The sequence below is a fragment of the Providencia heimbachae ATCC 35613 genome (genome assembly GCF_001655055.1).
Taxonomy (GTDB): domain Bacteria; phylum Pseudomonadota; class Gammaproteobacteria; order Enterobacterales; family Enterobacteriaceae; genus Providencia; species Providencia heimbachae.
In genome coordinates, this window is sequence record NZ_LXEW01000013.1 from 13,871 (window position 1) to 39,251 (window position 25,381).

At 40.1% G+C, this 25,381-nt stretch carries 37 protein-coding genes; 13 read left to right on the top strand and 24 right to left on the bottom strand.

Going from position 1 to position 25,381, the window contains the following annotated elements:
* The 6 genes from M998_RS03320 to M998_RS03350 form a co-directional block, all read right to left on the bottom strand.
* On the bottom strand, nt 1-669 hold the full coding sequence (locus M998_RS03320; RefSeq protein WP_068907523.1) for an HK97 family phage prohead protease: 669 nt from the start codon (nt 667-669) through the stop codon (nt 1-3).
* A gap of 17 nt (nt 670-686) precedes the next feature.
* Nucleotides 687-1,955: a phage portal protein gene (locus tag M998_RS03325; RefSeq protein WP_068907525.1), complete on the bottom strand. Its 1,269-nt coding sequence runs from the start codon at nt 1,953-1,955 to the stop codon at nt 687-689.
* A complete protein-coding gene (locus M998_RS03330; protein WP_068907527.1) occupies nt 1,955-3,691 on the bottom strand; it encodes a terminase large subunit in 1,737 nt (578 codons plus the stop codon). The genes M998_RS03325 and M998_RS03330 overlap by 1 nt, the downstream gene beginning before the upstream one ends.
* Entirely contained in the window at nt 3,645-4,112 is a 468-nt protein-coding gene (locus M998_RS03335; protein WP_068907528.1) for a phage terminase small subunit P27 family, read from the bottom strand. Before M998_RS03335 ends, M998_RS03330 begins: the two co-directional genes overlap by 47 nt.
* Before the next feature lie 322 nt (nt 4,113-4,434).
* Nucleotides 4,435-4,782 (bottom strand): HNH endonuclease signature motif containing protein, encoded by a 348-nt coding sequence (locus M998_RS03345; RefSeq protein ID WP_197713308.1) that lies wholly within the window; start codon nt 4,780-4,782, stop codon nt 4,435-4,437.
* On the bottom strand, nt 4,770-5,339 hold the full coding sequence (locus M998_RS03350) for a hypothetical protein (protein ID WP_068907534.1): 570 nt from the start codon (nt 5,337-5,339) through the stop codon (nt 4,770-4,772). The genes M998_RS03345 and M998_RS03350 overlap by 13 nt, the downstream gene beginning before the upstream one ends.
* 810 nt (nt 5,340-6,149) lie before the next feature.
* Between M998_RS03350 and M998_RS03355 the strand changes: the two genes are divergently transcribed.
* Entirely contained in the window at nt 6,150-6,362 is a 213-nt protein-coding gene (locus tag M998_RS03355; RefSeq protein WP_068907535.1) for a HEAT repeat domain-containing protein, read from the top strand.
* Between the two features lie 20 nt (nt 6,363-6,382).
* On the opposite strand, the gene lysC is transcribed toward M998_RS03355, so the two are convergent.
* The 15 genes from lysC to M998_RS19635 form a co-directional block, all read right to left on the bottom strand.
* Nucleotides 6,383-6,628: an Rz1-like lysis system protein LysC gene (gene lysC / locus M998_RS20200; RefSeq protein WP_446000162.1), complete on the bottom strand. Its 246-nt coding sequence runs from the start codon at nt 6,626-6,628 to the stop codon at nt 6,383-6,385.
* A complete protein-coding gene (locus tag M998_RS20015; RefSeq protein ID WP_068907537.1) occupies nt 6,534-6,911 on the bottom strand; it encodes a hypothetical protein in 378 nt (125 codons plus the stop codon). Before M998_RS20015 ends, lysC begins: the two co-directional genes overlap by 95 nt.
* A gap of 48 nt (nt 6,912-6,959) precedes the next feature.
* Nucleotides 6,960-7,529, bottom strand: coding sequence for a lysozyme (locus tag M998_RS03365; RefSeq protein WP_068907539.1), 570 nt, complete (start codon nt 7,527-7,529; stop codon nt 6,960-6,962).
* The gene (locus M998_RS03370; RefSeq protein ID WP_068907541.1) at nt 7,510-7,737 is read right to left on the bottom strand and encodes a phage holin; all 228 of its coding nucleotides are present in this window, start codon (nt 7,735-7,737) and stop codon (nt 7,510-7,512) included. The genes M998_RS03365 and M998_RS03370 overlap by 20 nt, the downstream gene beginning before the upstream one ends.
* A 96-nt stretch (nt 7,738-7,833) precedes the next feature.
* A complete protein-coding gene (locus M998_RS03375) occupies nt 7,834-8,184 on the bottom strand; it encodes a hypothetical protein (protein WP_145980645.1) in 351 nt (116 codons plus the stop codon).
* Between the two features lie 478 nt (nt 8,185-8,662).
* Complete coding sequence (locus M998_RS03380) at nt 8,663-9,709, bottom strand: DNA-methyltransferase (RefSeq protein ID WP_068907544.1); 1,047 nt, start codon at nt 9,707-9,709, stop codon at nt 8,663-8,665.
* A 143-nt stretch (nt 9,710-9,852) separates the two neighbouring features.
* Nucleotides 9,853-10,050, bottom strand: coding sequence for a TrmB family transcriptional regulator (locus M998_RS03385; RefSeq protein WP_068907546.1), 198 nt, complete (start codon nt 10,048-10,050; stop codon nt 9,853-9,855).
* A 206-nt stretch (nt 10,051-10,256) separates the two neighbouring features.
* The gene (locus M998_RS03390) at nt 10,257-10,589 is read right to left on the bottom strand and encodes a hypothetical protein (RefSeq protein WP_068907548.1); all 333 of its coding nucleotides are present in this window, start codon (nt 10,587-10,589) and stop codon (nt 10,257-10,259) included.
* 171 nt (nt 10,590-10,760) lie between these two features.
* Nucleotides 10,761-11,540, bottom strand: a complete 780-nt coding sequence (locus tag M998_RS03395; protein ID WP_068907550.1) for an antitermination protein — start codon at nt 11,538-11,540, stop codon at nt 10,761-10,763.
* Nucleotides 11,537-12,094: a DUF968 domain-containing protein gene (locus M998_RS20205; protein WP_068907551.1), complete on the bottom strand. Its 558-nt coding sequence runs from the start codon at nt 12,092-12,094 to the stop codon at nt 11,537-11,539. Before M998_RS20205 ends, M998_RS03395 begins: the two co-directional genes overlap by 4 nt.
* Nucleotides 12,091-12,465: a RusA family crossover junction endodeoxyribonuclease gene (locus M998_RS03405; RefSeq protein WP_068907553.1), complete on the bottom strand. Its 375-nt coding sequence runs from the start codon at nt 12,463-12,465 to the stop codon at nt 12,091-12,093. The genes M998_RS20205 and M998_RS03405 overlap by 4 nt, the downstream gene beginning before the upstream one ends.
* Nucleotides 12,462-13,448, bottom strand: a complete 987-nt coding sequence (locus M998_RS03410; protein WP_068907555.1) for a DUF7146 domain-containing protein — start codon at nt 13,446-13,448, stop codon at nt 12,462-12,464. The genes M998_RS03405 and M998_RS03410 overlap by 4 nt, the downstream gene beginning before the upstream one ends.
* Complete coding sequence (locus M998_RS03415) at nt 13,445-15,010, bottom strand: DEAD/DEAH box helicase (RefSeq protein WP_068907557.1); 1,566 nt, start codon at nt 15,008-15,010, stop codon at nt 13,445-13,447. Before M998_RS03415 ends, M998_RS03410 begins: the two co-directional genes overlap by 4 nt.
* A 246-nt stretch (nt 15,011-15,256) precedes the next feature.
* Entirely contained in the window at nt 15,257-15,535 is a 279-nt protein-coding gene (locus M998_RS19210; RefSeq protein ID WP_074379421.1) for a hypothetical protein, read from the bottom strand.
* Entirely contained in the window at nt 15,504-15,725 is a 222-nt protein-coding gene (locus tag M998_RS19635) for a hypothetical protein (protein ID WP_068907559.1), read from the bottom strand. The genes M998_RS19210 and M998_RS19635 overlap by 32 nt, the downstream gene beginning before the upstream one ends.
* Nucleotides 15,726-15,836: 111 nt before the next feature.
* On the opposite strand from M998_RS19635, the gene M998_RS03425 reads away from it, so the two are divergent.
* From M998_RS03425 to xis, 12 genes are all read left to right on the top strand, one after another.
* Entirely contained in the window at nt 15,837-16,493 is a 657-nt protein-coding gene (locus M998_RS03425; RefSeq protein WP_068907561.1) for a LexA family protein, read from the top strand.
* A 132-nt stretch (nt 16,494-16,625) separates the two neighbouring features.
* A complete protein-coding gene (locus M998_RS03430) occupies nt 16,626-17,078 on the top strand; it encodes a helix-turn-helix domain-containing protein (protein WP_068907563.1) in 453 nt (150 codons plus the stop codon).
* A 3-nt stretch (nt 17,079-17,081) separates the two neighbouring features.
* Complete coding sequence (locus M998_RS03435; RefSeq protein WP_068907565.1) at nt 17,082-17,306, top strand: host cell division inhibitor Icd-like protein; 225 nt, start codon at nt 17,082-17,084, stop codon at nt 17,304-17,306.
* A complete protein-coding gene (locus tag M998_RS03440) occupies nt 17,299-17,565 on the top strand; it encodes a hypothetical protein (protein ID WP_068907566.1) in 267 nt (88 codons plus the stop codon). Before M998_RS03435 ends, M998_RS03440 begins: the two co-directional genes overlap by 8 nt.
* A 131-nt stretch (nt 17,566-17,696) precedes the next feature.
* Nucleotides 17,697-18,089 (top strand): hypothetical protein, encoded by a 393-nt coding sequence (locus M998_RS03445; RefSeq protein ID WP_068907568.1) that lies wholly within the window; start codon nt 17,697-17,699, stop codon nt 18,087-18,089.
* 29 nt (nt 18,090-18,118) lie between these two features.
* Nucleotides 18,119-18,541, top strand: coding sequence for a hypothetical protein (locus M998_RS03450; RefSeq protein WP_068907570.1), 423 nt, complete (start codon nt 18,119-18,121; stop codon nt 18,539-18,541).
* Between the two features lie 71 nt (nt 18,542-18,612).
* Entirely contained in the window at nt 18,613-18,975 is a 363-nt protein-coding gene (locus tag M998_RS03455) for a hypothetical protein (RefSeq protein WP_068907572.1), read from the top strand.
* Nucleotides 18,950-19,522, top strand: a complete 573-nt coding sequence (locus M998_RS03460; RefSeq protein WP_068907574.1) for a hypothetical protein — start codon at nt 18,950-18,952, stop codon at nt 19,520-19,522. The genes M998_RS03455 and M998_RS03460 overlap by 26 nt, the downstream gene beginning before the upstream one ends.
* Before the next feature lie 12 nt (nt 19,523-19,534).
* Nucleotides 19,535-19,756 carry a hypothetical protein gene (locus M998_RS20020; RefSeq protein WP_068907575.1) on the top strand — a complete coding sequence of 74 codons (222 nt, stop codon included), beginning with the start codon at nt 19,535-19,537 and terminating at the stop codon, nt 19,754-19,756.
* The gene (locus tag M998_RS03470; RefSeq protein ID WP_068907577.1) at nt 19,753-20,001 is read left to right on the top strand and encodes a hypothetical protein; all 249 of its coding nucleotides are present in this window, start codon (nt 19,753-19,755) and stop codon (nt 19,999-20,001) included. Before M998_RS20020 ends, M998_RS03470 begins: the two co-directional genes overlap by 4 nt.
* Before the next feature lie 159 nt (nt 20,002-20,160).
* On the top strand, nt 20,161-20,478 hold the full coding sequence (locus tag M998_RS20025; RefSeq protein ID WP_068907579.1) for a hypothetical protein: 318 nt from the start codon (nt 20,161-20,163) through the stop codon (nt 20,476-20,478).
* 17 nt (nt 20,479-20,495) lie between these two features.
* Nucleotides 20,496-20,684 carry an excisionase Xis gene (gene xis / locus M998_RS03480; RefSeq protein WP_232007561.1) on the top strand — a complete coding sequence of 63 codons (189 nt, stop codon included), beginning with the start codon at nt 20,496-20,498 and terminating at the stop codon, nt 20,682-20,684.
* A 14-nt stretch (nt 20,685-20,698) separates the two neighbouring features.
* On the opposite strand, the gene M998_RS03485 is transcribed toward xis, so the two are convergent.
* From M998_RS03485 to M998_RS03495, 3 genes are all read right to left on the bottom strand, one after another.
* Nucleotides 20,699-21,901 (bottom strand): tyrosine-type recombinase/integrase, encoded by a 1,203-nt coding sequence (locus tag M998_RS03485; RefSeq protein WP_068907583.1) that lies wholly within the window; start codon nt 21,899-21,901, stop codon nt 20,699-20,701.
* Between the two features lie 423 nt (nt 21,902-22,324).
* A complete protein-coding gene (gene pepT / locus M998_RS03490) occupies nt 22,325-23,557 on the bottom strand; it encodes a peptidase T (RefSeq protein ID WP_068442830.1) in 1,233 nt (410 codons plus the stop codon).
* 24 nt (nt 23,558-23,581) lie between these two features.
* Complete coding sequence (locus M998_RS03495) at nt 23,582-25,132, bottom strand: AbgT family transporter (RefSeq protein ID WP_068442827.1); 1,551 nt, start codon at nt 25,130-25,132, stop codon at nt 23,582-23,584.
* Nucleotides 25,133-25,381 lie beyond the last annotated feature (249 nt).

Here is a 25,381-nt window from a genome sequence, read left to right on the forward strand (position 1 = left end):
TTATCCTTTCAGATTAAATGAATTAATTTGGTTAATAATGGAATCAACTTGTGTTTTTTGAGTGCCATCGGACTCACTCCGAACAGCGGATTTGAAGCGTGAAATAAACCCTATCGCTTCTGATTTTGATAGACCGGCTGACTCTCTCAGCCAATATTCAACATCACGAACAGTTAACAGGCCATCGACACTTTTTAACGACGATACTTGAGCCTGATCATTAGCAGGAAAGGTACAAATACTAATTTCCCGTAGCATTGAAATATTTTTAAAAATACGCCCTGATGAGGTCACATCGAAATCTTCCCGGACACAACCAAACCCGATAGACATCCCCTCAACAGTACCGTGCTTCATAGCGGCTTTTAAATCTTGGGCACCACTATGACCCGGCGTGAGCTGACCTCTAACAAGTAACCCCTTAGTGTCTTCTTCCAAGTGCTCCCATTTACCGACGGGCAGTTCCCATGCTCGATGGTTATAAAACATGGCCACCTTGCGTTTTTGGCTTTCTAAGACACCTTTAAATGCCCCCGGCAAAATAATATCGCCGTCTGAATCGGTGTTACTAAATACCGATGCATAACCTTCGAATACGCCTTGAGTGCCATCTCCGGTGAATTTAATCTCCGCTTCATCAAAGGCGAGGGTTTTTCTAATATCGGACATTGAGCCCCCATAAATAATTAAGCCCCACTTTCGTGAGGCTCTTGGCTAAGTTGGTTGATGGGGACATATTGTGATTGCCGGTAAGCAACATCCCCTCCTTCAAGTGGTGGGTAATTATCAAGTCGCCGCATTTCATTAATGGTACGCAACCCTGATTCCCCCATGGCTTTCATAAATGCCGCTCGAGAAGCTGAATCGCCTCGCAATAAGCCATCTAAGTTGTGCTCAGCATGATATTTACCCACATCACCCGGCTTTAAAAGCCAGCGAGCTACACAGTTCTCCCATCGAGAGATAAAAGGCTGTAAGGTGTATTGAAGAAAACCTAAATTTTGCTGCTCAATTCCGGTTCCCCAACTGGTTGATTTCTCAACATCCCCAACTAAATGTGGCGGCACACCGAAGAAACGCGCCAGCTCACTGACTTGAAATTTACGGGAAGCCATGGTTTCCGCATCTTGAGGACTAACGCCAATATCTTCAGCTTTAAATCCACCCTCTAATATCCATAATCGTTTTTTAACCGGTCCACCTGCGATTTCTTTAAAATTCTCCTCCACTTGTGCTCGCTGCTCTTTTGAGAGAACTTTGTCGCCCGTAGTGAGTATTTTGGGGGACTTAGCGCCATTGGCATAAAATTCACGCTGCTGATCTTCCATAGCCACGGCGGTACCGGCTGTTTTACAGGCATGCGCTATTGGGGATAATCCAACTAACCCGTTGAAGCCAAAACCTTTTAAATGAAATATCTCAGCGTGTTTAAACTTGGCAAATTCTTTATCACGTTGATACTTATAGATAAGGTTTTTACCTTCCATCCTCACATCCATGTTCGCGGAAAGAAGAGGGAGTAAGCTAATCACATCACCTGACCGATTACGCTCAATTAACGCATAGGCATTTCCGTAAAAACAAAGTTGCATTGTCATCGCTTCTCTGAATTCTTGCGCAGTCATATATTGATTGGGGGAATATCGGAGTAATCTGGCTAAAGGATTACTTAAATCAACTTTTGAACGATTGCCTGTTTTGTCAGTTTCGAAGATATCTAGCGGTAAGCATGCCGTTAAGGTTGATATCAAGCTGACACAACGCCAAACCGTGGCTATTTGCAATATACGTTCATCGGTTATCGACGAATCACCCAGTGAACCTTGAGCAGAAACAGGGCCGGTCTGTGAACCTTGCTCAGGCGTCACAAGCCTCCCACCAACAAAGAAGGAAGCCAGACGCGCAAACCAACCATTGTTAGTCCGCAAATCGATTGAATGTTGTTTATCTGTCATCACATACTCAGTGGGTTAGAGAAAAAATCATCAAGGTTGCCGTCATCATCAACCTCGCCGCCAGCAGTACCAATTGCCATCGCTGACGCAACAACGCCATCAATACGGCCTGTACTTTTCTTTTTAGCAAAGATACGGTTTTCTTTTTGGTCGGCTTCAAGCACCGCTGAAGCGGCATTCCACCTCAAGCAGGGATTTGCATGAATAACCAATTTTTCATCATCAATAAGCCCCTCAAAAAGCTCGATGGAGTGAGGCATCCAAAGACCTGAATCTTTCGCTTTGTAGTAGCCTTGCCCATGAGGCAGAAGTGGAACGGTGACAGAGGCATTATCAAGTTCAGGCTCTAGGTATTTAATTCGATATTGGTCAAAACCAATGGCCAATAAATTCACCTGCATGGTGATTTCAGCAATACGCTCAGCAACAAATTCATATTTGACAGCTTTACCCGGCGTAGTATGAACAAAGCCTTGTCTAACCCATGCATCATAAGGAACACGGTCGGTTTTGGCTCGCTCAAGTAAGGTGTCTTTCGGTGTCCAGAATTCAACATAAAGATATTTGCGTTGAGGAAAGTACAGCGCTAATGCCGTTAAATCTCGCGTTCCCGATAAATCAAGTCCGCCGTAACATTCTTCGCCCTGTAAATCCTCTAAGGTGAATTGTTGTTCACGGTTCATCCATGTATCACCATTAATCCATGGATCATCAGCATCAACCCACTGACAGAAATTAAGCCGGCGAACAATGCTCTCTTTTGAGGGCATACCTTGAGCTTGCGTGACCTGCTCGCGCAAATAGCGATCCGTAAAGGTATAACCTAATGAGGGATTCGCTTTTCCCCAGCACGATTCATCTTTAAAGGGATCGTCGCCTTCATCGAGAGAACAAATATAAGAAAAGAAACTATCATCCTCAATCGAGCCTTCAGCGACTTTTCGCCCATACTCATGATAGTCATAACACACACTGGTTTTATCATGACCACTATTGGTGATCATGAATATCAATGCCTGACGGCGACCCTTTGTACCGGCTCGCATCATTTCTACAGCAGTGTTGTGTTTGTGCTCATGGATTTCATCAATAAGCGCGCAATGAGGACGAGGACCTGACTGACCATCATCCGAGCTAATTGGTCGGAAAAATGAACCTGCCTTTAAGAAAGCTAAATTCCACTCTTTACCTGCACCACCTGATTTAGTTATTCGCTGACTCAGCGCTGGTGATTGGTCAACCATCGCCACCGCATCACGAAATAAAATCATAGCCTGGTCTTTCTTTGTGGCAGCGGCATAAATTTCGGCTCGGGGTTCGTTATCAGCCACTAAGCAATAAAGACCTACGCCCCCTGCGAGTGGGGATTTACCTGACCCCTTACCCGATTCCACATAGACCATGCGAAAACGCCGAGTACCATCTTCCATCTTCCAGCCGAAAATGGAGCCAACAACAAAACACTGCCACGGCAATAAAATAAACGGTTGGCCTTCATGTTCGCCCCCGTTGAGCTTTAAGACTTTTGCAAAGAAAGCAATCACGCGATTTACGGCTTCAACGTCCCAAACCAAACCCCGTCGCTCCGCTTCTTTTAAATCCTTTAAATGCCTTGCACACGAATATCGTATGTCAGGACCTGCCAGTATTTTCCCATCATTAACATCTTGTGCATACTGTGTTGCTGGGTCAGCCGAAGTATTGGCTGAGCGGGTCTTCCTCTTCTTCTCCACCATCGACTTTCACCTTTGAGCGAGCTGCCGGAGTGAGACCGAACTCGACTAAATAACTTTTAAAGCGCCGATCTGCATCAGCGAGCATTGCAACGGCCGGATTCGCTTTAATCATAAAATCACCCAATTGCGTTTTAGTTGTATAGGTATGACCTTCGATTGCAACCGTATTGCGCAAATGCAATATGTCGGCATAAATATCACAAAGCCTTTCCAGTGCTAATGAATCCGCAACGGTTAAAATACCCATCCCATCAAGAAGCAATGTTAATTTTGCCCACGCCATTTTCCCCCAGTCCGTTAAGTGCTCAGGTGGACTCGGAATTTCACGCCGTGGTTTGGGTTCTTTATTATTGAGTTTTCGTTTCCCCGGATTACCGGTGACCACTTTCAAGTGGGTCGGTTTCGGGCGTCTTCCTGCCATCGCAAACCTCCCAGAAAAAAACTTTTCATTTCGCGGTTGTGCACACTAATGACTATGGTCGGTAATTTAAGGCAAAGGTTTTAAACTTTTACCCCGCCCCCCCCTATCATATTGCTATGACTTCAAATGAATATCGGGTGCATCTGTGACCATTGGTTCATGCCACGCGAATTCAACATGAACAGAAGTATCTAATGGATATGTGTTAATACTTAACTGCTTTTGACCAGACAACATCTGACCATCAACGGTGAGACAGTAGCCAATCTGTTTACCATGCTTGAACAACTTAGATAGCTTTACTTGCTTTGTTTCTGTCATGCTATTTATTCCAATGTGAATTAGGGTCAAGCGGTATGCCGTCTACACTACAACCAACGACGACACCACTCTTCTCCATACGTTGCTTAGTTGAGTTGTGATGGGGATCACATAGGCTTTGGAAGTTCTTCTTATCCCAGAACAGCCTCTGGGCTTTGGCTATTTGCACGGTGTCACCTGATGCCAGAGCATCCCTAAGCCTGTGTGGTGTGATGTGGTCTACAACTGTAGCTGCAGTAATGCGGCCTTGCTCTTTGCACATAACGCACAAGGGATATTCATTAAGAAAGCTGAGCCTTACCTTTGCCCATCGACCACCGTAGACATTGGGCTTTTTCACTGCAACCATCCAGACTTAGCAGATTGAATATCAGCGCAAACCCGTTCGATAGAAGCTGCAAATGCCTTGTCTGAATTTTCTATTGCTTGCTGTGTGCGGGTTATCATCGCGCTAAGCTGAGAGAGTTTATACTCAAACTGCCGTTTAAATTCTTCGAGCCCACCATTATCAACAGCAGTATTAATTCTGATGGTTTGCGCCATAGCACTTCCCTTAGTTGATTTAGAGAATGCTTCATTTAATTGCTCTAGCACTTTACCAGCGTCACTCGTTTCAAGCTGAGCGCGAGCTGACTGTTGCTTCTCGCCAGCTCTTATTGTTGTTGTGGGCGACTGGATTACTATTTTACCAATCGTTGCTTTATCAATGCATGACTCATCAATAAACACCTGACCGCTTGTAACAAAGAACTTATCAGCACTAAAACCAACGCTTGTTGGCTGTTTCAGCCCTACACTAACCATTAGCCCTTCAATACGCTTTAGCTGCGCTTCCAGCTTATCTAAGTCAGTGCTATCGACTGATATTTTTATAGATAGGGTGGCTATTTCTTTTTTATCTGACATGACTGTCTCCATAAATGAAAAAGCCACCAGTGATTAGCTGATGGCTATTTAGAATATTCTTCTAGATGAATTTATATAACTGCCTGGTGCCGAGTGACCACCAGCATTCAAAACATATATAAAACTCTATCAATGCCACTCAATGAATAGCATTTGTAGAATTAAATAAAATTATGTCTCTCCATAAGTCACGCCGTTTCTTCTCCGGTGGCTGACGTTTCTACCGCATGAGTATATCCACACTTGGATTCGTTGTTTTTGACTCTCAATATGCGCTCACTGCGTTGAGGTTGCAGGTCACAGCTAACATATGAGACAGCGACAACGCCGCGCCTCGCTCGCAACCAATACTCTGATTCGTATATTCTTTTTCGTATTTAGTAACAATTTATTAATAGATTGATTGGTTTTTACTGATATTATTTACGCACCCATACGACATTTGGGTTATTCATAAACAATATGTGCAATCTTTTAGCCCATTCCGTTATGGGCTTTTTTTTGCTCTTTAAATCATAATTCCTTCATACCTCTCATTATCATTAACTCTACTTGCATATTTAAAATTACTTACTATGCTTTACATGGATATCATATTAAGTATTAATGCTGTTCTTTTTAGCCCAAATCTCTGTGGGCTATTTTTTTGCCTATTAAGCTAAGCGCCTAATGACTTAATTTAGCTCGCAACCGTTTTTAGAGTTAAGATAGTGTTTAGTTCCAGTTAAAAAACAATAACAAACAATAATCCTTTTGCTTTTTCGCTAAAATTTACTTTTAATAAAAATAAAATAAAGAATTAAAAGTAATATGGAAAATAATATAATACTCACCCTTATTGAGTTAACAAATAGAAGTAATGATGATGTTAAAATAGCGGCTATTACTGCACTTGGTGATTATAAAGCTACCGTTGAGCAGCAAGCTGCTATTTCTAGACTTCTTGCGCTGTGCAAAGACCCCAACAGGGATGTTGCAATTTCAGCCATAAGATCATTAAGTAAACTTTCCGAATTCTTTTGATTTACCTAAAGATCTCCGCTCTAGTATAATTTTGAATTATTCCTAGCCGCGTCAGCCTCTCGAATAGCTTTCTTGTCCAAGTTGCACTGTTCAATGACTGTTAATAACGACTCATTGAGTAATAGCGAATCACCCCAAGAAAATGTCTCAGGGATGTATTCAGGCAAGCAATCATTGAGTAAGTGTACTGGAATGGGTACTGATGGCGTTTGAACGTATTCTATTCGCGTGGTTGTGCAGCTCGATAGTAGCATCACTAGGAGCATCAATAGCAGCACACTTATCACCCACAATAACGGTTTTGATAATAGTTTTAACCGTTTCAGAAGCCACTGCTGCCGTGTCGCGTTCCCTAAGGTTATTTCGTGAGATTTCATTAAACGTTACCGAGATCTGTAGAACAGTGGATAGGATAATGTGTTGTGTTGAATTTAAAGCCGTTAGTTTTTCATTCGCATTATTTATTCTCTCGAGTGAAAGCATCAACCAACCAGACCAAATAATGAGAAGCACAATAATCAGTGATGCTATTTTTTCAAAAATTGACATGCTTCCCCTTATTGTAATTAACCGCACTTTGACAGCGTTTTTCTAAACTCATCTTGTCAGTGCCACCACAGGTATCGTCTCTGAGTACGTATACGCCAGTTGCCATAAAGACAATGGTTCCGATGAGGAATAGGGATAAGTAGATGCGAATTCGCCAAGGCATACGGCATTTTCTATCTCTCTGCGTGTTATCAGGCCTTTCCACTTTTTACCTCCTGCGTAAGTCCAGCGTTTTAATTCATTGCAAGCACCAGCGATATCACCAGCATTCAGTTTCTTCAGCATCGTAGAACGCGCAAAAGCACCCGTGCCCACGTTGTAAGCAAAGGAATAAATAGCGGCTCGGGTGTTATCGTCGATATCAACTTTAATTAGAGGGTCTACGCCTTTCCTGACTTTATTTAGGTCTTTTTCAAGCAAAGCTAAACATTCTGATTCGGAATAGGTTTTAGTGGGAATAATGTCAGCGCCCGTGTGCCCAAAACAAACCGTGGTTACTCCGACTACATCTTTATAGGGCTTGTATTCAACACCTTCAAAGAAAGAAAGCATTGCAACGGTTAAGGCCATTACACCACCAGCAGCCGCCTTTTTTATATTAGTGGGTATCTTTGCCACTATTAGCCCTCTCTCTTAATTTGAATTCTTTTCGTTTGAAATATAGATTTGTTAAAAATGTCAGCAGCCCAAATAGCAAACTCCCTAACACACCAATTGCGGCCCATTGCTCAGAAGAAAAACCATCTAATAGCTGTTTTAGCCAATACAAGGTCCCTCCCGCCGATGTTATATAGGAGGTAGTTGTCGTTATTTTTTCCATACGCATACGCACCCCCTTCGGAGTGTTCCGTTAATTGTGATTGTGGGAATTTCTGTTTTTTCGCCCTCATTTGAGGGGATAAAAGAAGAAGTGAAAGAAGAGTTACAGTATTAATCGAACATAGTTTCTGCCATACGACCAGTTTATTTGGTCATAAAAAAATAGCTTCTTAAATAATCGATGCTGCCACACACCGTTTTCTTTACCATATTTAATAAATAATGGAATATCGCGAAGTGCATTATAAAATATAAACGCGTGGTCATATCCCATTACGGTAATATCAATATAGGTTTCATACCTTTTGACGTAGCGATCATCCACCATTAGCTTAAATATACACTTCATAGCTTGGTAGCCATCTGCTTTTTTGTTAGCTCTTTCTATTACGGCCTTTCTTTTTTCATTGGCTATATAAGCATCGTTAACAGCTTTTATGTCGTCGATAGTCATATAGGTAGCCCTTGGAATAATTTTTGGAATATTTTGTTGTTCGAAATGGTGTTGTGGAGGCATACGCTGAGAGTGTATGCGTTCAGGTTCCCCATGGCGTGTGTGCTTCTATCCTGATAAGTACAGATAACCCATGCGAGTTAGCCAATCAACCTTGGCATTCTCCACAATGATAAGGTAACCCCCAGCTTTGCGGGCGGATTTCAAGAGCGGCAGGCCTACCACTTGAAGTTACCTTATCATTATAGAAAAGACACACTTTCGCAGTGCCCTCGCTCATGCCCTTGAGTTCGCAACCCCGGTTCGTCTCTGCTCCCCGTTGGATCTAACCAGTACATGATTGGCGGTCATGCTTCGTCACCGGTGCTTCTTTACTTATTAACCCTAACCAGATGCAAAGCTGGCTCTCTACTCGGAGACTCGGGAGTTGGTCATTGCCCAACTATTACCGCCTTTCGGCTGCTGCGGCCTATCCGCTTTATAACTTCATATTGTTTATTTCCTCTTTAGTTTGCTCAAAACGGTCGGTTTCTAATTCAACACCGATAACACGACGATTAAGTTTTAATGCCGCTTTTATTGTTGCGCCAGAACCCATAAAGAAATCAGCCACTACATCACCCTCACGGCTACTACTATTGATAATGTGTTCCATCATCGCTGAAGGCTTTTCACATGGATGTTTACCGGGATAATACTGTACTGGTGGATATACCCACACATCAGTATAGGGAACATCAACCGTTACGGAGAATGGACGCCTCAATAGCTGGTATTGCTCAGATAATTCATGATATTCACGATTGAGTAAGGTTTGCTCACCAACTAATTCCGTGTGCTGGCGGCTTAATGGATTGTCGCTGAACTGGCTTGCCGCTACTTTGCTGAATAATACCTGTAGCTTTAAGTAGTCTGATTCGCTAGGTAATTGCCATTGACTATAGCCAAACCAATGAGAAGCCATTTGCTTTCCAGTGGTCTGATGTATTTCCTTAGCGGTTATGCCTAATGTGTCTCTTGCCTGCTTAAAGTATTCAATCAACGGTCGCAGCGTGTTTTCTTTCAATTCCCTGCACCGCTGAAGATAACCGCTGCTTTTACCCTTGTAAGGGCTTTGATAATGTTCAGCAAAGAGGATCCGCTCAGTCGCTGGGAAATAACTTCTCAGGCTTTCTTTGTTTTGTCGTCGCCATGGTCCTGATGGTTTAGCCCAGATAATATGGTTAAGCACATCGAACCGTTCACGCACTAACAATTCCGTATCAGCCGCCAGCTTAGAACCACAAAACATATATAAGCTACCGTTTGGCTTTAATACCCGCCAAAATTCCGCAAGCATTTCATCAAGCCAAGATAAATAAGAAGCGACATTTTCCCACTGATTATCCCAATTACAGGACTTAACTTGAAAATACGGCGGGTCAGTTGCAATTAGGTCAATACAATTATCTGGAAGTGTCTTTATGTAGCTGAGTGAGTCATCATTGACTAAATTGATACTGTTTAAAATTACAGTGTTTTTCATAGATCAGGGAAACCTTTTTTGATAAGCTTCACTTGCTTTGTGCACATAAGCAGTGGGCTTTAGTTTGTCCGTGATCCGTTTCAGAACGGGCGAATGGCTGGTAAGGTGCTACCAACACCCACCAGCCGCCCATTTTCACAGTGCTAGATATTTTGAAATGTATTTTCTTCGATGTTTTCTTTGATAAATCCCGCCATCGCTAGTTGCGTTAATATCAACTGACAACGTGATTTTGCTAACTCGGTATAACGTGAAATTTCGTCTATTGTTGCCCACCAAGAATGTGGAACCACTTCTAAAACTATTTTTGCCTCTTCTGTCATATCAGTCTGTTTTAACATGATATTTTTAACCTCTGGTCAGTTATTGTGCATAACTACACATGTAACTCTGACCAACGGCAACAGCAAGTCTTATATTTGTTTTAGGCATAAAAAAACCCCGCATTGCGAGGTCTTGAATTAGTTTAATGCGACTAGGTATAAAATGTCCATTATTAGAAGATAATAAGCCAATTCTATGCAAAATGCAAATTACCTTTATAGTGTCACTTCCCAATATTAGTTTTGAATACCCATGATCTATTAATTTTCCCTATCGCTTTAATTTTTATTCCCTCTAAAAATGCAGAAAAAATAAAGATAGAGTGAGGAAGCCAGCCTAGGTTAAGTATTAGTTCAAACTCTGACTTTAAATCATATGAGTTTTTTTTATTGTAGTTTTTTAGCTTATTCCTACTAGCTATTAATTTTCTACAAGGTTCTATTAGTTCCTCTTTTTTTTGAATATCAGCAACTAATGACTCAAAATCAGTAAACATATCTATTGGGCTATAGGTATTCCATAATCTTTCCAGATCTTTTTCATAAGAGTTTTTCATATAACATCCATTTTCATAAAAATAAAAATTGAATATAACCTCATATAAATCAAATGTCTATAGTTTAAAAGTATGCTTGACAGATTGGTGATCTAGGTTGTTTTTACATCAAAACATGACTAATAGTTACATTTGTTTTTAATAAACCTAAAGCACTAAACCTTATTATGTTTATTTTGTCACTTTACTAAATGCTCGTTCCGCTATACTTTCCTCAACATAACACTTGCTGGCTAATTTTTCATAAAATGGCTTCCAATTACGAGACCAAGAGGATTGAGTTAAGTCAGGTACCATGCGCTTGATGGCATTATAAGCTACTGACGATGGTACTCGTTTGAATCCGCGACCTGCACATCGTGGACAGAACTTAAAAATATCCACCCCCTGTAAAATCGTTTGCTCTTCATCAAGTACCTTTCCTCTCCCCCTGCAACGACAGCGGTGTGTTAATTGGCCTTTACCATTGCAAGGAACGCATAACTCTTCGACCTTTTCATTTTCAATCCACGGCTCAATGACTACGGTACCATCGAGTCTCGTTATACCAGGATGTTTAGTGACATCTTTGCGGCTATAAATAAGCCCCTTTCCGCTACACACTGAACACTGACAAACCGAACCTGCTGAACGTGCATAATCTTCAAATGCCATCTTGGCCAGAACAATTAAACAATAACCCAGTTTCTTGCCAGCTGCTTTGCGAACCAGCTTAGGTGTAATTTTTTTAGCATATTGGGTTAAAGCTTCCACTGTAGAAAACTTATCCTCTTCGCTAACATCATTTTTTGCCAGAAAAGCCGTCATGCCAAATTTAGCTTGTGATTCAGTCATTCCCATAGCCGCCATGATATCCGTACCTGTAATCCTGTCAGGGGATGTGCAGCCCGCGACATTACCGAATGTCGGTGACTTAGGATGAAAGTTTTTTAATGCATTTTCTAACTTCATTTGGCTTCCCCTTTACCATTTAATACACCTAGGCCAATAGAGCGATCTAAAAAATGAAATAAAAAATCTATTTGGCTCCCATGCTCTCTTTCCCACCCCTTTGGATCCTTATGCAACTCGCTGTGGTGAACCCTGCATAAAGGGATAGTGAATAAATCATGTGCTTTTGTACCCATACCGCCTTGTCCATATCCGATAATATGATGAGCATCATCCGCAGTAGCACCACACACGCAACATGGTTGAGATTTAACCCACTGCAAATACTTCACGTTTTCCCATCGTTGTAACTTTGGCTTTTTCATGAAGCTTGCTGGTGGCTCTGGATCAATAGATAAGTTTAGTACCGGCGTTAATGACTCAATCTCATTCAGCGTCTTGCTATGGTGTTGTAGGGAAAGTGTAATAAGTCCTGACTCTTTATGCTTTAATTCATCGGGTAACGTCATTAACAGCATTCGCCCACTGAATGTATTTAAATGAGCGCCTGGTCTAAATATCACTGAACCAATTTCAGGAACGATAATTGGTGTTAGTATCCATTTATAATTCATGCAATTCCCCCATGTCTGCTGATAGTGATCTCAAAACGTCCACCCTTCACGACCTCACACCATTCCATTTCTACCCGCTTAACTTGGTCATCATCTCTCCAAACACCTGCATGAGTTAATGCATCAAAAGGAGCTTTTAGATAATTATCAATATCCCTACGTTGTCTTGTCGGTGGATACATTTTTACTATGACTGAAACTGGTTCAGTTATTGCTGTAGGGATCTTGCGTAATTGTTCATAAACCGCAGCAATTGCATTGGCTCGAAATTTACGTCCAGCAGCGCTGATTAATGTTTTCCCATTAACATTCCGCCAGCATGCGTTGACACTCGGTGGGAATGGTAAAGTAAGAAAAATTGTTCTACTCATGCTGCCACCTTCCTGCTTTTGTGTTCGAAAACTAATTCTCTAACTTCACATGTACCCAGCAGTGCATCATTAAAATCGCCCTTGTCAGGCCAACGTACGCTAACTAGATCAACATCGTTATTAGCCATTAGATTTCGGTTAGCACATTCAAATGCCGCAGCATGACCTGTTGCACTCCAATCAGTATCAGCAAACACAATCAAGTGCCTAACACCCTTAGGAGCAATAAATTTAGTCATGTGATTCGCATTCATCGTTGACCATGTATTGACGTTATAAATTTGTTTACATGAAAGGGCTGTTTCTATTCCTTCAGCGATGCCTAGCGTTGATGCAACTGGAAACATGCGGATCGCCACTGACTCGGCATAATCAAGGTACTTTTCGTCCTGCAGTGAATTCATTTTTTTCACTATAGGAACAGGCGCTTTCTTCGCTCCGTTTAGGTAAGTGCGATGCAAGTAGCAGGCTTTCCCTTTGCTGTCCGTGGCAAGCGCCCACATAGCTTGAAAATGCTGAGTACCACCGGCTAATCTAACGGGTTGATTTTCACAAAATCTGACATGCTCAGCAGGAAGTGAGAATATTCCACGCTCATGCAAATACTGGGCTGCTGAAGTGTTTTTTAAATCAGGCATACCCGCAAAACAGGAAATTAACTTCTTCTGGTATTCTGCTTTTGAATCTACTGTGGGCTGCTTCGGTACTTCCTTTTGTCTGATGTTTCCAAGAAGCTGATCAACCTCATCCGCCAATAATTTAAATTCTTTACCTTGGGTTCTTTCTAATAATTGAAAACCAGTACCGGCGCTACATTTGCAAATATAAGTCCCACGACCATCTTTATCATCAATTCTAAACTTACCTTTTTGTTCGCAAATCGGGCACTTACCTTTAAAGTGCTTTTTCCCAGTAATCGGTGGCAAACTATAATATGCAAATATTTTTGCCCAGTTCCCCTGTGCAGCATCAATCGTATTCACAGTAAAGCTCCTTGCTGTGGCTGAATATTTAAATTGCTTCTAATTTGTTCAATTTGTTCTTTAGATTTTTGTTTGGCTTTAACGTATTTAATTTGCTTATGTTTGATGTAATTACTGACTTCAGGCGTTAATTCTTGAGGTGTTTCATGTAGCCCTCTTGGAAAACTACCGAATTTGTCTTTGTAGGTATTGGCAACCCAGCCATCACTTAGCGGCTTTTTCTCAAGTGAACGAATGTTTTGGTAATATTTGAGTTGCGAATAAAAACTTTGCTTTTCTTGCTGGGTATGTACCTTGGGTTTCTTACTCATTTTTTTGATATTACGGCTAGAATCGACCTCAATATCTTCACCGGCTAAAGGCTTGAATCCACACTTAGGGCAAACATAAACGCCGGCAGGTTTCATGTAATGGCAAGCGGTACATTCTTTAGGGGTTTTCTCGCGCTTTTCTTGCTCACGAACGCTGTTGACTTCTTTCATACCGTCATTTTTGCTTGGGAGTTCGTCATATTCAATGTCATCAGGAAAACCCAAGCGCAGTACAGAGCCTGAGTGATCGAAAATAAGGCATTTGTCTTTACCGTGGGCTTTTCGTAACCCGCGACCAATACACTGAACCCAACGGATTTCTGATTTTGTCGGACGGGCGTAAATGATGCATCGAACATCACTATCAAAACCCGCAACAAGTGTGCCGACATTAACAATGATCTTGGTTGCACCCTGCTCGAAACGATGAATAATAACTCGGCGCTCATCATGCGGTGTATCAGCAGTAATGACTTCCGCATTGACGCCAGCACGGTTGAAAGCCACTGTCACAAAGTTGGCATGACTCACGGTGACGCAAAAGCAAATCGTAGGTAGGTTTTCACCATTGATTAACCAGTTATCAACCAGATCACCAACAAGGTCTGCACCCGACATGATTTCGGCAATTTCAGCTTCTTTGTAATCTGTTCCAAACTCCCGGCTACGCACAGATTGAACCTGAGACAAATCAGGTTTAGTCGGCGCATAAAATTCATATCGACTAAGATCACCTCGCTGAATGAGTTCTTTCATCGTCGTTGGTTTAATCAGTGTTTCGTAATATTCACCCAGAAAAGGGGAAAAGGGTGTGCCTGATAAGCCAATCACCTTGATTTCAGTATCACGGATAACTTCTAAAATTTTCTTACGGCGAAGATGGGCCTCATCGATAATTAATAAATCAATATTGTCGGGAAATTCACGACGAATGACGGTATCTGCAGAGGCAATTTGAATTAATTTTGTCGGGTCATAATTTGGGTGGTTAGCCCAAACAAAACCGATTTCTTCCATTGGAATACCGTATTCCTGAAAACGCTCAGACGTTTGAGCAATCAGATTTGTATATGGCGCTAAAAACATCACTCGCATGTCCCGCTTGAGATAACCGTTGGTGATAAATGCCGCCAGTCCTGTTTTACCACTCCCTGTTGGGCTATAAATCATAAATGTACGGTTTTGCTTCCAACGCTCACGCAGCATCGCTAAACCGCGTTCCTGTGCAAAATTAGGTGTGATATTTAACATACGTTCCTCTCTTGATAATTTGCCCTGCCAATAATGAGGCTGTTTTACTTATTACCATCTGGACGTCTAAGCGGCTGGTGGTCTTTTTTAACTGCACAGTGATCTGTATTTAAGATCTGTGCCCTTCCTTGGCTGTGCCTTCCCCTACACCCCTTTCAAAGATCACCCCCCTTACCCCCCTAGAAAGTTTCCCCCTCTTCCCCAAAATCAATTTAGACATCTAGACACCCAAACCTCCAAAGTGAATTATTGAATCACTGTTAGTGGTTTTGATGTGTATCCTTGGACAGATCTTGATAAACGACGAACAAATCGTCTAAGCCGAGTGTTTGCCTCATGACGCGCAAAATTATCTTTTCGATAAGACACTGGCTCTTCATCCCAAAATCGTTGATAAACTTCTGAGTAAGCCACCAGCGCCCTATTTCTAGCGCTTGATGGCAGTTGCAATAACATTCCCTGAATCCACGCTGCATCTTCAGGACAGTGATACTTAGGCATCGGTATGTTGTGTATCTGATACATTGACTAGTCGCTCATAGGTATATGGGATGCAGGGATCGTAGTGACACAAAATTGCTACATCCTCGGGAACTCCACGCCATTTCCACTTCCCCACACCTTGACTGCTACGAACCTTCCCCTTAAGTGGATAAGCTTTTCCGATGGCGGCATTTGTTTTATAAATACCTTTTAGAATTTCGTATAAATTCATTTAAAACCTCTTGAAAGTTTTCTTTCGCTAAATCATAGTAAAAAGTAACCTAGGTTTCAAGTTAATTTGATATATTAGTTTCGGAATGAATTTAAATAGAAATGGTGGATTATGAGCACATTCGGAAAAAGACTTCTCAGCAGACGAACAGAGTTAGGAATGTCACAAGATGACTTGGCAAAATTAACTGGTGTCTCGCGTGTAACCATTAGCAAAATTGAGTTAGGCGATTCTCAAGACACAAGATCTGCAAACCTATTCAAAATAGCGTCAGCTTTAAAGTGCTCTCCAAGATGGCTTCTGGATGGCACGGAGCAAGTGGATGGGGAGCTTACGGACGGCGCTAACGTATCAAACCCAAGACCAAATGACCCTGCAAAATATACATATCCAAAGCTTAATTGGATTAGTGCGGGCTCTTGGAATGGATGCGAGACCACTATCGCGCCTGATGAGTGGATTAGTACGAACATATACGCTGGAGAAAATGGATACTGGCTTGATGTTAAAGGAGATTCAATGACATCATCTGGTGATTTTTCAATATTTGAGGGAATGCAGGTGCTAGTCTCTCCGATCGAAGAAGCTAGATCAGGTAAGTTTGTTGTTGCAAGAATCAATGGCTCCGATGAATCAACTTTAAAGCAATATATTGAAGATGGAGGGCAGGCATTCTTAAAGCCATTAAATCCAAGATATCCACTCATCCCATTCACGCGAGACTGTGTCATTGAAGGGGTTGTAATGGAGATTAGAATGAAAGTATGACTCAAAAAATATCACTAAAGCCGACGAGTGTCGGTTTTTTTGTGCCCGAAACTTTTATTTCATCTTTTTATTGACAACTAATTACCCGCTATGTAACCTAGGTTTCGTAAACTGTTATCTAGGAGGTATTAAATGAGCGCCTTAAATCACAATGGTATAAAAATTCAGCTATTGAGTAATCAGATATCTACTTTGCTATTTTGTGCACTTGAATCAAGTTCCTCTATGGAAGTTCAAACCTTGATAGAAATGGCAATTGAAAAAAATGAAGTGATTAAATCAGAATTAAATCACGCTCAGATCAAACCTGAAACTACAAAAAATACCATCGCTTCTCAAAACTCTTTCGCAGATCGCCTAAAGTTTGCCCTAAAAGAACAAAGCGTGACACAAGGTATGCTGGCGGACTGGACTGGAATATCACAAAGTACGATTAGCTCTATGGCAACGGGTAAGATTAAAGATGTTGATACCCCTAGAGCAGAAGCTATTGCCAAGGCATTGGACGTTAGCTTTATATGGCTGATGCATGGTGAAGGTGGCATTTATGGTCATGATTTTCCAACCCAAAACAATGGGGCTTAAAAAATGCCGACTATACATTATGCGTCAAATACCAACGTACTTAAACCTGATATCCGTACAGGTCTGTTTAAGTTCTGCTTCTTTGCTGTAAAGCGTAGTGATCCGCAGGCTAAAGCCGAACGCAAAGAAGTTTATGCAGCCGATTTGAAATCAGCAAAGTTACAACTGGTTAGCGAATATGTTTTATCACTAGCGTCAAGAATACCTTTAGGGGGAATAAATGTGTAATTGCATGAATAGCGTTGCTGAAGAGTTAAATTCTAAATTAGCACTGAAAGTAACTGAAGGTGGGGTCATTTCTGATACTGAAACAGGTTGGGATAATCAAATGCTTGATTTTTCAGTTGGTAAGTTTCACGTAATGCTTAATTACAAATTTGCTTATCGTGCCAAGAAGAAAAACGGTGAAATGGCAAAGAACTTAACTCGACTAGATACAGTCGTAAAAATGTCTCACTGCCCTTTCTGTGGCGAAAAGCAAGATTAATAAGAGGTGTGACATATCAACTGATAGTCATATGACAATTGGTATTATTTTAAAAATCGATTCCTTATTAAACGCCGATTTAAATAGAGCCAATGAGTTACTTAATTTTTAATTAATGGAGTTGTTAGAAAATGAATAATACAACGCTGGTTGAAAATACGATAAATGAATTAACCTATGCTGAATCTATTTTGAATATGATTGTAGATAATGACATTAAAGCAGATGGTAGTTTATTTAACTCAATTGAGTCTGTAGTAGAAAATATAAGTAGAGCGAAAAAAAACGTTTGTAATATAAGTGCTGATGAAAATAAAAAATCCATTGGTGATATTTTAATTACTAAAAATGAAAATCTTGAAGGCGCTATCGGCTCTATTCTATCTGTTTTAGAAATGGCGATTAACTTAAGCGCATCAAATGAGCCAAGCAATAAAAACGGAAATCAAGTATCGATAATTAATTTGATTTTCACTGCAAAATTAAACTTAGAAACAGTTTATGAAAAAATAAGTTTTAACTAAAAATATCAAAAATACATAGGGCAATAAATATGAATAACAAATCAAAGCCAGTAGAGCTCGCAACAAGGCATGACATTCAAGTAATTACTCGTGAAGTTTATTTGGTCCAGCCTTGCGGTAAAAGTTACTTTACTGAGGATGCTGCTGTTAATAAATATGCACACATCCTTGCTAGCGATGAATTCCATCAATTAGGTAAATCAACAAACGAGCCTGATATTGAAACACGACTACCCGACGGTACTCCTGCATTTAAACGGGGAGCTATGACGCCAGAGTATATAGATAGGCAGGCTGAAATATACCAAGAGTTAAAAGAAAAACTCAAAGATGAAAAATGTATTTCACGATTAGAGAAAGAATGGCAAAAAGCAAACGATAAGCTTGAAGAAGCAAAAGAAGATGCAGCAATAAAATGCGGAAGGCTGCAAGAAGCAATCACTAAAAAATAAGCAAATCACCAAATTAAATTTAAATCAGCATCAATGCTGAGGAATTCCTGTATCTAAAGTTAGGAGTTACTATGAAAGAATTATCACTACTAGATAAACGAAGAAAACATTTCATGGATGCTTTCTTTGAGTATTTAAAAAGAAAAAAGAAAAGCACATCATTTATCAGAATCATTGATGGAATTAGTTATCAGGTCGATTTAGATACTGAGGTATTAAAGCAATCATTAATTAACCTATATGAAAATATTGTTTGCCGTAAACAAGTAGGAATGAATGATAAACAGATAATTAATACCTATGACAGCCTTTATAACAAGCATGGAGGCTTATCAAATGATGGTAAGGATTTTATCAGTTTAATTACAGGGCTTATTGCTGAAAATTTACATAAAAAGGAAATCGCTAATGGCTTATTTTACATCGACAAATAAAGGCATTTTAAACGAAAGCGGATCATTGATTTCTTATGATGATGCGATTAAGACCCTTGAATTAGGTCAATACGATAATGAGTTAGTAAAGGGCTTGTATTTAGCTGCATTTATATTCGGCGAATTATCTAAAAACCTAAAGAATTTCACGCCTGAGCAGCATCTTTCAGTATGGCGCTGGGTCGTTGCAGCTAGTTTTATCTTAAAGCTGCAAGAAAAAAACGGAATCAGGACTGTTATTGATGATGCGGGTAAAAGTTGCACTGCAATTATTTATAGCAACGGAAAAGCCACGTTAACTGTTTACCCCCTAACACTACGCTTAGCACTTGTTGCTGATTATGAAGCTACATTTATTCAAGCATTCGGAAAAGAACAAGGGACTGACCTTGCTATCCGCGCCTATGTCGACCTTCTCAATATTTCGGTTGAACATGGCCCAAGCCTATCATCCAAGGGGCAACGTGTATTGAGCGCTATAAATAATGATTACATTCGCATTCTTGAAGCTGAAGGTGGCGTTCCAGTAATGCCAACCATTCACTAAGGACGATGACAAATGAGAATTGAATATATGGCTGGCAGCAGCTTTGCAAAAGTAGTGATCCTGTCCTCTATTGCCGAACGCAAAAAACTAAAACAGTTAATTGATAAAGTTCTGCTTTTTACGCCAGTTCAGGAATCATCAAGAGGCTTCTTTTTCCGAGTTACCACAATTTATGGCACACCCAAACACGTTTCACAGGCTTACAAAATAATCAGCTTGGAGGCTAATAAATGATTGAACAAGATAATGCCGAAAATGAAATGGTTGATTATGACGATACCACAATTCGTTCCACCCATTATGTTGATGATGGGCGTGACTACACAGCACGGATCATTCACCGCATAAGACAGCGTTGTTATATCCGAATGGGAATTTGCCCTCCCACTCCACCAGCGCCACAAGTAGTCGCACCAAAATTAATGCCAAACACCAAAAAGAAAAAGCGAGCTAAGAAGGTGAATGATGAGCGAAATTAAAGACACTCGAAATTGGAAATGCCTCTTTGGTATGCATCAGTGGATCCTTGTATCTGTATGTGATTATACCCAAACAGATGAGTTCGGTGACATATATATGAGAGGTAAAAAATATATCATGCAATGCGTTTACTGCGGCAAGGTTAAAAGGAAAATATTATGACAACACCTAATTCTAACCTTATCAATATCATTAGAAATGCTGGTAATGATCCGTCTGACATTACTGATGCCATTTTTTTAGCCGGCTACAGAAAAACTGATTTTAGTATCGAGCAGATTATTGAAATGACAGCCGACCAGACGGCTTCATGTATTTACCTCGGCATGAAATATGATGCCCTGCCAAGAACTATCAATGATATAGCAAAATATCATTTAAGTGGGTTAATCGAGGAAGCTAGTTGGATTGGCACACCAGAAGAAATTGCAGCTGAAGTATTGAGGAACGGGTATCAAAAAGGAGATGATAAATGACTCTTGATAGCGCTTATATGACAACTAAGGATGTGTGTGAACATCTTCGCATTTCATCTAGAACGTTGGATAGAAGAAGAAAACGAGAGATGTTGCCTTTCCCTGAACCTGACTGCAGTTATCAAGGCTCTGAAAATAGATGGTTCAAATATAGGGTCTTAGAATGGCAAGCGAAAGATTCAGAGCTAAGCAAAGCAAATCGCTAGTAAAACAAACGCCCCTACTTTGGGGCGAATTTTGTTATAAGCTCTAATTTATCCCACCACTTTTGATAGGCTTCTCGCATTTCGTTCATATAACCATATTTATCATAAACACCCCATACGCCGGGTAATTTATGCCCGAGCATGGTCTCGGCGACATGTGGCGCTGTAAGCTCAGAGAAATTAGTTCTCGCAGTCCTGCGTAGGTCGTGCATTGAAAAGTGAGGAATATCTACCCCATAGTTCTTAGATACAAACCTAATAATATTTTTTGGAAATGTTAGATGAAAATTAAAAGCTGCGTAGTCTTCACCCGTGTTAAATAAGATATCGTATTCAGCAATTGAAAACAGTTCAATTATTGTAGGTAGAACATCAGGGATCATCGGCCTAATAAGAGGTTGTCCTGTTTCATGCCCTGTTTTGTGATTTTCTGCCGGCACAACCCAGTGCATCTTTTTAAAATCAAAATCAGCTTTTTTAGCTAATCTTAGCTCACTTACCCTACATGCAAAAAAAGTACAAAGTTTTACGAACAACGCATTTTTTTCAGTCATCCGAGATTCGTCACATGCCCTAAAAATATAATATAGCTCTTCATCTGATAGTGTTCTACTTCCATGCTTTTTCTTTATGCCAAAGTCTTTTGGGCTAATATTTGTTAGTGGGTTATCTTCGAGCATATTCCGCTTTCTTGCCCATTCATAACAATTAAACGAACAATTTATTACTCTTTTAGTAACCTCTGTATATTTCTTAGATAACTCATCAAGAAAGGAAACCCATATTTTTGTCGTTAATTGTTCCGGTAAATATTTTCCTAGTTTTGGAAATACATGAATTTCAAAACTTCTAATTACTAGGTCAGCACTTTTTTTATTCCCGAAATTAATTGAATGCCACTGTCTAAATAAATCCTCAAATTTACCAAGCGATATTAATTGATCAGCTTCAATTGATTTAACTAATTTAGGGTTTTGGCCTTCACTTAAAACTCTCGCCCATTGAAGTACTTTTGAGCGAGCTTCCTTTAATGACATGATAGGATATTGACCAATTGTCATTTTGTCTTGTTTGCCAGCAAACCTGTAGCGATAGAAAAAGGAAACCACCCCATTTTTAGATATACGGATCCATAAACCATCTCGGTCTGACTTCTCTATTACAGATTCACCTTTCTTTCCATGACTAGCCCTTAGAAAAGTGTCAGATATAGCCATAATGCCCTCTTTTGTTGTAATCGTCCGTTTTTGATGGACACACTGGTGGACACATTCATTATGACTGATGTTGGCTTAGGGTGTCTAGGGCTGTCGGAGGGTAATTTAGCAAACCAAATAAAATCATATAGTTACATTATAATTTTGACATGAGATGACTTAGCTTGTCATGGGTGGTCTAATCGTCAATGATTATAATATTAATCAATTACCCCTCCTATACTTCAAGTTAAACAATGACAAGATAATAAATTAAAATCACATAAAGTAATATATTATTTTTTAACTCGGTTATTGAATAGGAGATTTTCATATCTTATTTAATTAATAATGATTTTATTAATACAATTTAAAATACGTAATAAACGATAAAAAGCCGCTGATTAAAAAGCGGCTAGAATACAATGTTTACCAATAAGAACGCTATTTTTGCCCAACTAAACGACAAATAGTTTCTGAAACAAGGTAGCTTTTTTCAAATGAACTGATAGGTAAAAATTCAAAACGCGAATGGAAATTCAATGCACCCGTAAAATAGTTCGGCGTTAAAATACCACGTGCTGATAATGCAGAGCCATCTGTTCCTCCTCGCATTGGGATTACATTTGGCTCAACATTTTGAATTTTTAATGCATCAAAAATTAAGTCAATGGCTGTTCTATCATCCCCGAGAGAGTCGCTAATATTGCTATACACATCATCAATCTTGAATTCAATCTTGGCTCGTGGATGGCGAGCTCTAATCAAAGCAACACTTTCACCAATAAAATGCTTACGAGCCTCAAAGCTATTACGATCAAAATCGCGAATTGCCATTTTAACTTTAGCGTTATCTGGATTGGCGATTAAATCAGTGAAATAAAAATAGCCTTCACGATGCTCTGTATGTTCAGGGGTATCAAAACGATCAAAGCAACCTATAAAATCATGCGCAACACGAATGGGATTTAACAATACATTCTTAGCAGACATGGGGTGCGCCGTGATCCCTTTAATCGAAACTTCAATTGAAGCGGCGTTAAAGGTTTCAAATACCACTTCACCTAATGCACAGCAGTCAATCGTATAGGCAAAATCAACACTAAAACGCGATAAATCCATAATTTTAGACCCACGAAGACCAATTTCTTCATCAGGTACAAAAGCAACATAGATATCACCGCAATCAAAATCTGCGTGTTGTAGCTTTTCCATTAACTCCATCACCACGGTGATCGCGGCTTTATTATCAGCACCAAGCACACTAGTACCATCGCTAAAGATTATTTCTTCACCGACATAAGGAGCGGCTTCAGGATGTTCAGAAGGCTTAAACCATACATCTTCTTGGCGATTTAGACACAAGTCTTCACCTTGATACTTCAATGTTTGGGGCTTGATAACAGGAGATAACCCCACATCTACCGTATCCAAGTGCGTTACGAAACCAATCTTTGGAGCTGAAGGTTTATTACCCGGGCGAACCGCATATAAAATGGCATGGTCGTCAATATAGATGTCTTTTAAGCCATAACTTTTTAGCTCTTCAGCTAACAACTTAGCCAACTCACGCTGCCCTTCTGTACTTGGCACAACGCTATTCGCTGCATCACTCTGACTTTCAATCGCCAAATAGCGATAAAATCGTTGCTCAAGTTGCTTACCTAATTCGTTCATTTATTGTTCCTTTTACACTGCTTATTATGCTGGTTGCCATGTATAGCCACTATCAAAGCCAATTGGAATATCAAATGCCCAGAACAGATATAATGTCGCTGTTAAGGTAATCAATAACCCAATCGTGAATGGGATCATCATAGAACAAAGTGTGCCAATCCCTGCATTCTTATAGTATTTTTGGCAATACATTAAAATGAGTGGATAGAATGGAAACATCGGTGTACTTACGTTCATTGCAGAATCACTAACGCGGAATGCCGCTTGTGTTAGTTCAGGTGAAATACCAACCGCCATCAACATTGGAACCAGCACGGGAGCCATAATTGCCCATTTAGACGTCGCTGAGGTGATCATAATATTCAGTATTGCCGTCAAAAGGATAACACCAAATACTGTCATACCTGATGGCATATCAAGTGTACGTAATAATTCAGCACCTGATAATGCTAATAACGTTCCTAAATTAGAATGTTGAAATGAATATAGGAACTGCGCTGCAAAAAAAGCAAAAACAATAAATGGAATTAACGATTTAGTAATATTTTCCATCGCCTTCACGACATCCTTGGTCGATGTGAAGGACTTCGTCATATAACCATAAACTATCCCCGGCAAAGCGAAGAAAATAAACAGTAATGGTACAACGATTTGCATTATCGGTGCTTTGGGGCTAGTTAAGCTACCATCAGGGCCACGTAAAGGGGAGCCCTCTGGCCATAATGATGCAAATAACCCGATACCAAGCGCAATCAAGACTAAGCTAGCAACACGGAATGCACGATGCTCTACTGGTGTTATTTTACCTAAATCTTGCTCAGCATCTATATCAACGTCTTTGGTCGTAATCGGGCAGTTCTTATTCAGCCATGGCTCAACAATTTTTTCAGTAATAAACCAACAAGTAAAAATAACGCCGAAGGTACCACCTAAACTAAAGAAATAATTACATAATACGTTCACACTGTAGCCAGGTGCTAACATTTGCGCGGCATCTTGTGTAAAACTTTGCATAATTGGGTCGATAATAGACGGCGTATAACTTGCAGTAAATCCCCCCGCTAGACCCGCAAATGCCGCAGCTATACCCGCTAATGGATGTCGCCCACTGGCATAAAACATCATTGCAGCAACCGGCATCAAAATAACATAGGCTGAATCGGATGCGACATGTGAAACGATCCCCACAAAAACCACAGTTGGCGTCAGCATTCTTGGAGAAATAAATGAAAGCATTTTTTTCAAAGCGGTATTAATAAATCCGCTACTTTCTGCAATACCAATACCAAGCGTCGCAACAATTGTTATTCCGAGCGGAGGGAAATTTATGAAGTTTTTCACTACTGTTGTTATAAATAATATCATTTCTTCATACTGAAACATATTAACAACAGCGATTTTCTCTTTTGAGATAGGATGGTAATAGCTAAAATCTACAAATGAAAGCAGATAAGATAAGAACCAACAGATTATTAAAGCGTAAACAAACAGCATCGTAACATCCGGCATAACATTACCAATGCGTTCAACACGATTTAAAAAACCTTTTTTCTTAGGAAGTGTATTTGTTGTCATATTTACAAGCTACTTATGTTATTAAAATATGCCCATTATTATTCAAAAAATATATAGGTGATTTCACTCTGACCTTCAAAGTATACGCATGTATACTTAGTGAGATATTTTTTTGAGCACCCACATACAAATTAAATTACTTTGGATTTGAAAACTTTATCACAGTAATTAACCCTATTAGAAAAGTAAAACACTTTCTGACTTTGTTTTAACAGGATAAACCAGTTAAAATTAATTACGTTAAATTTA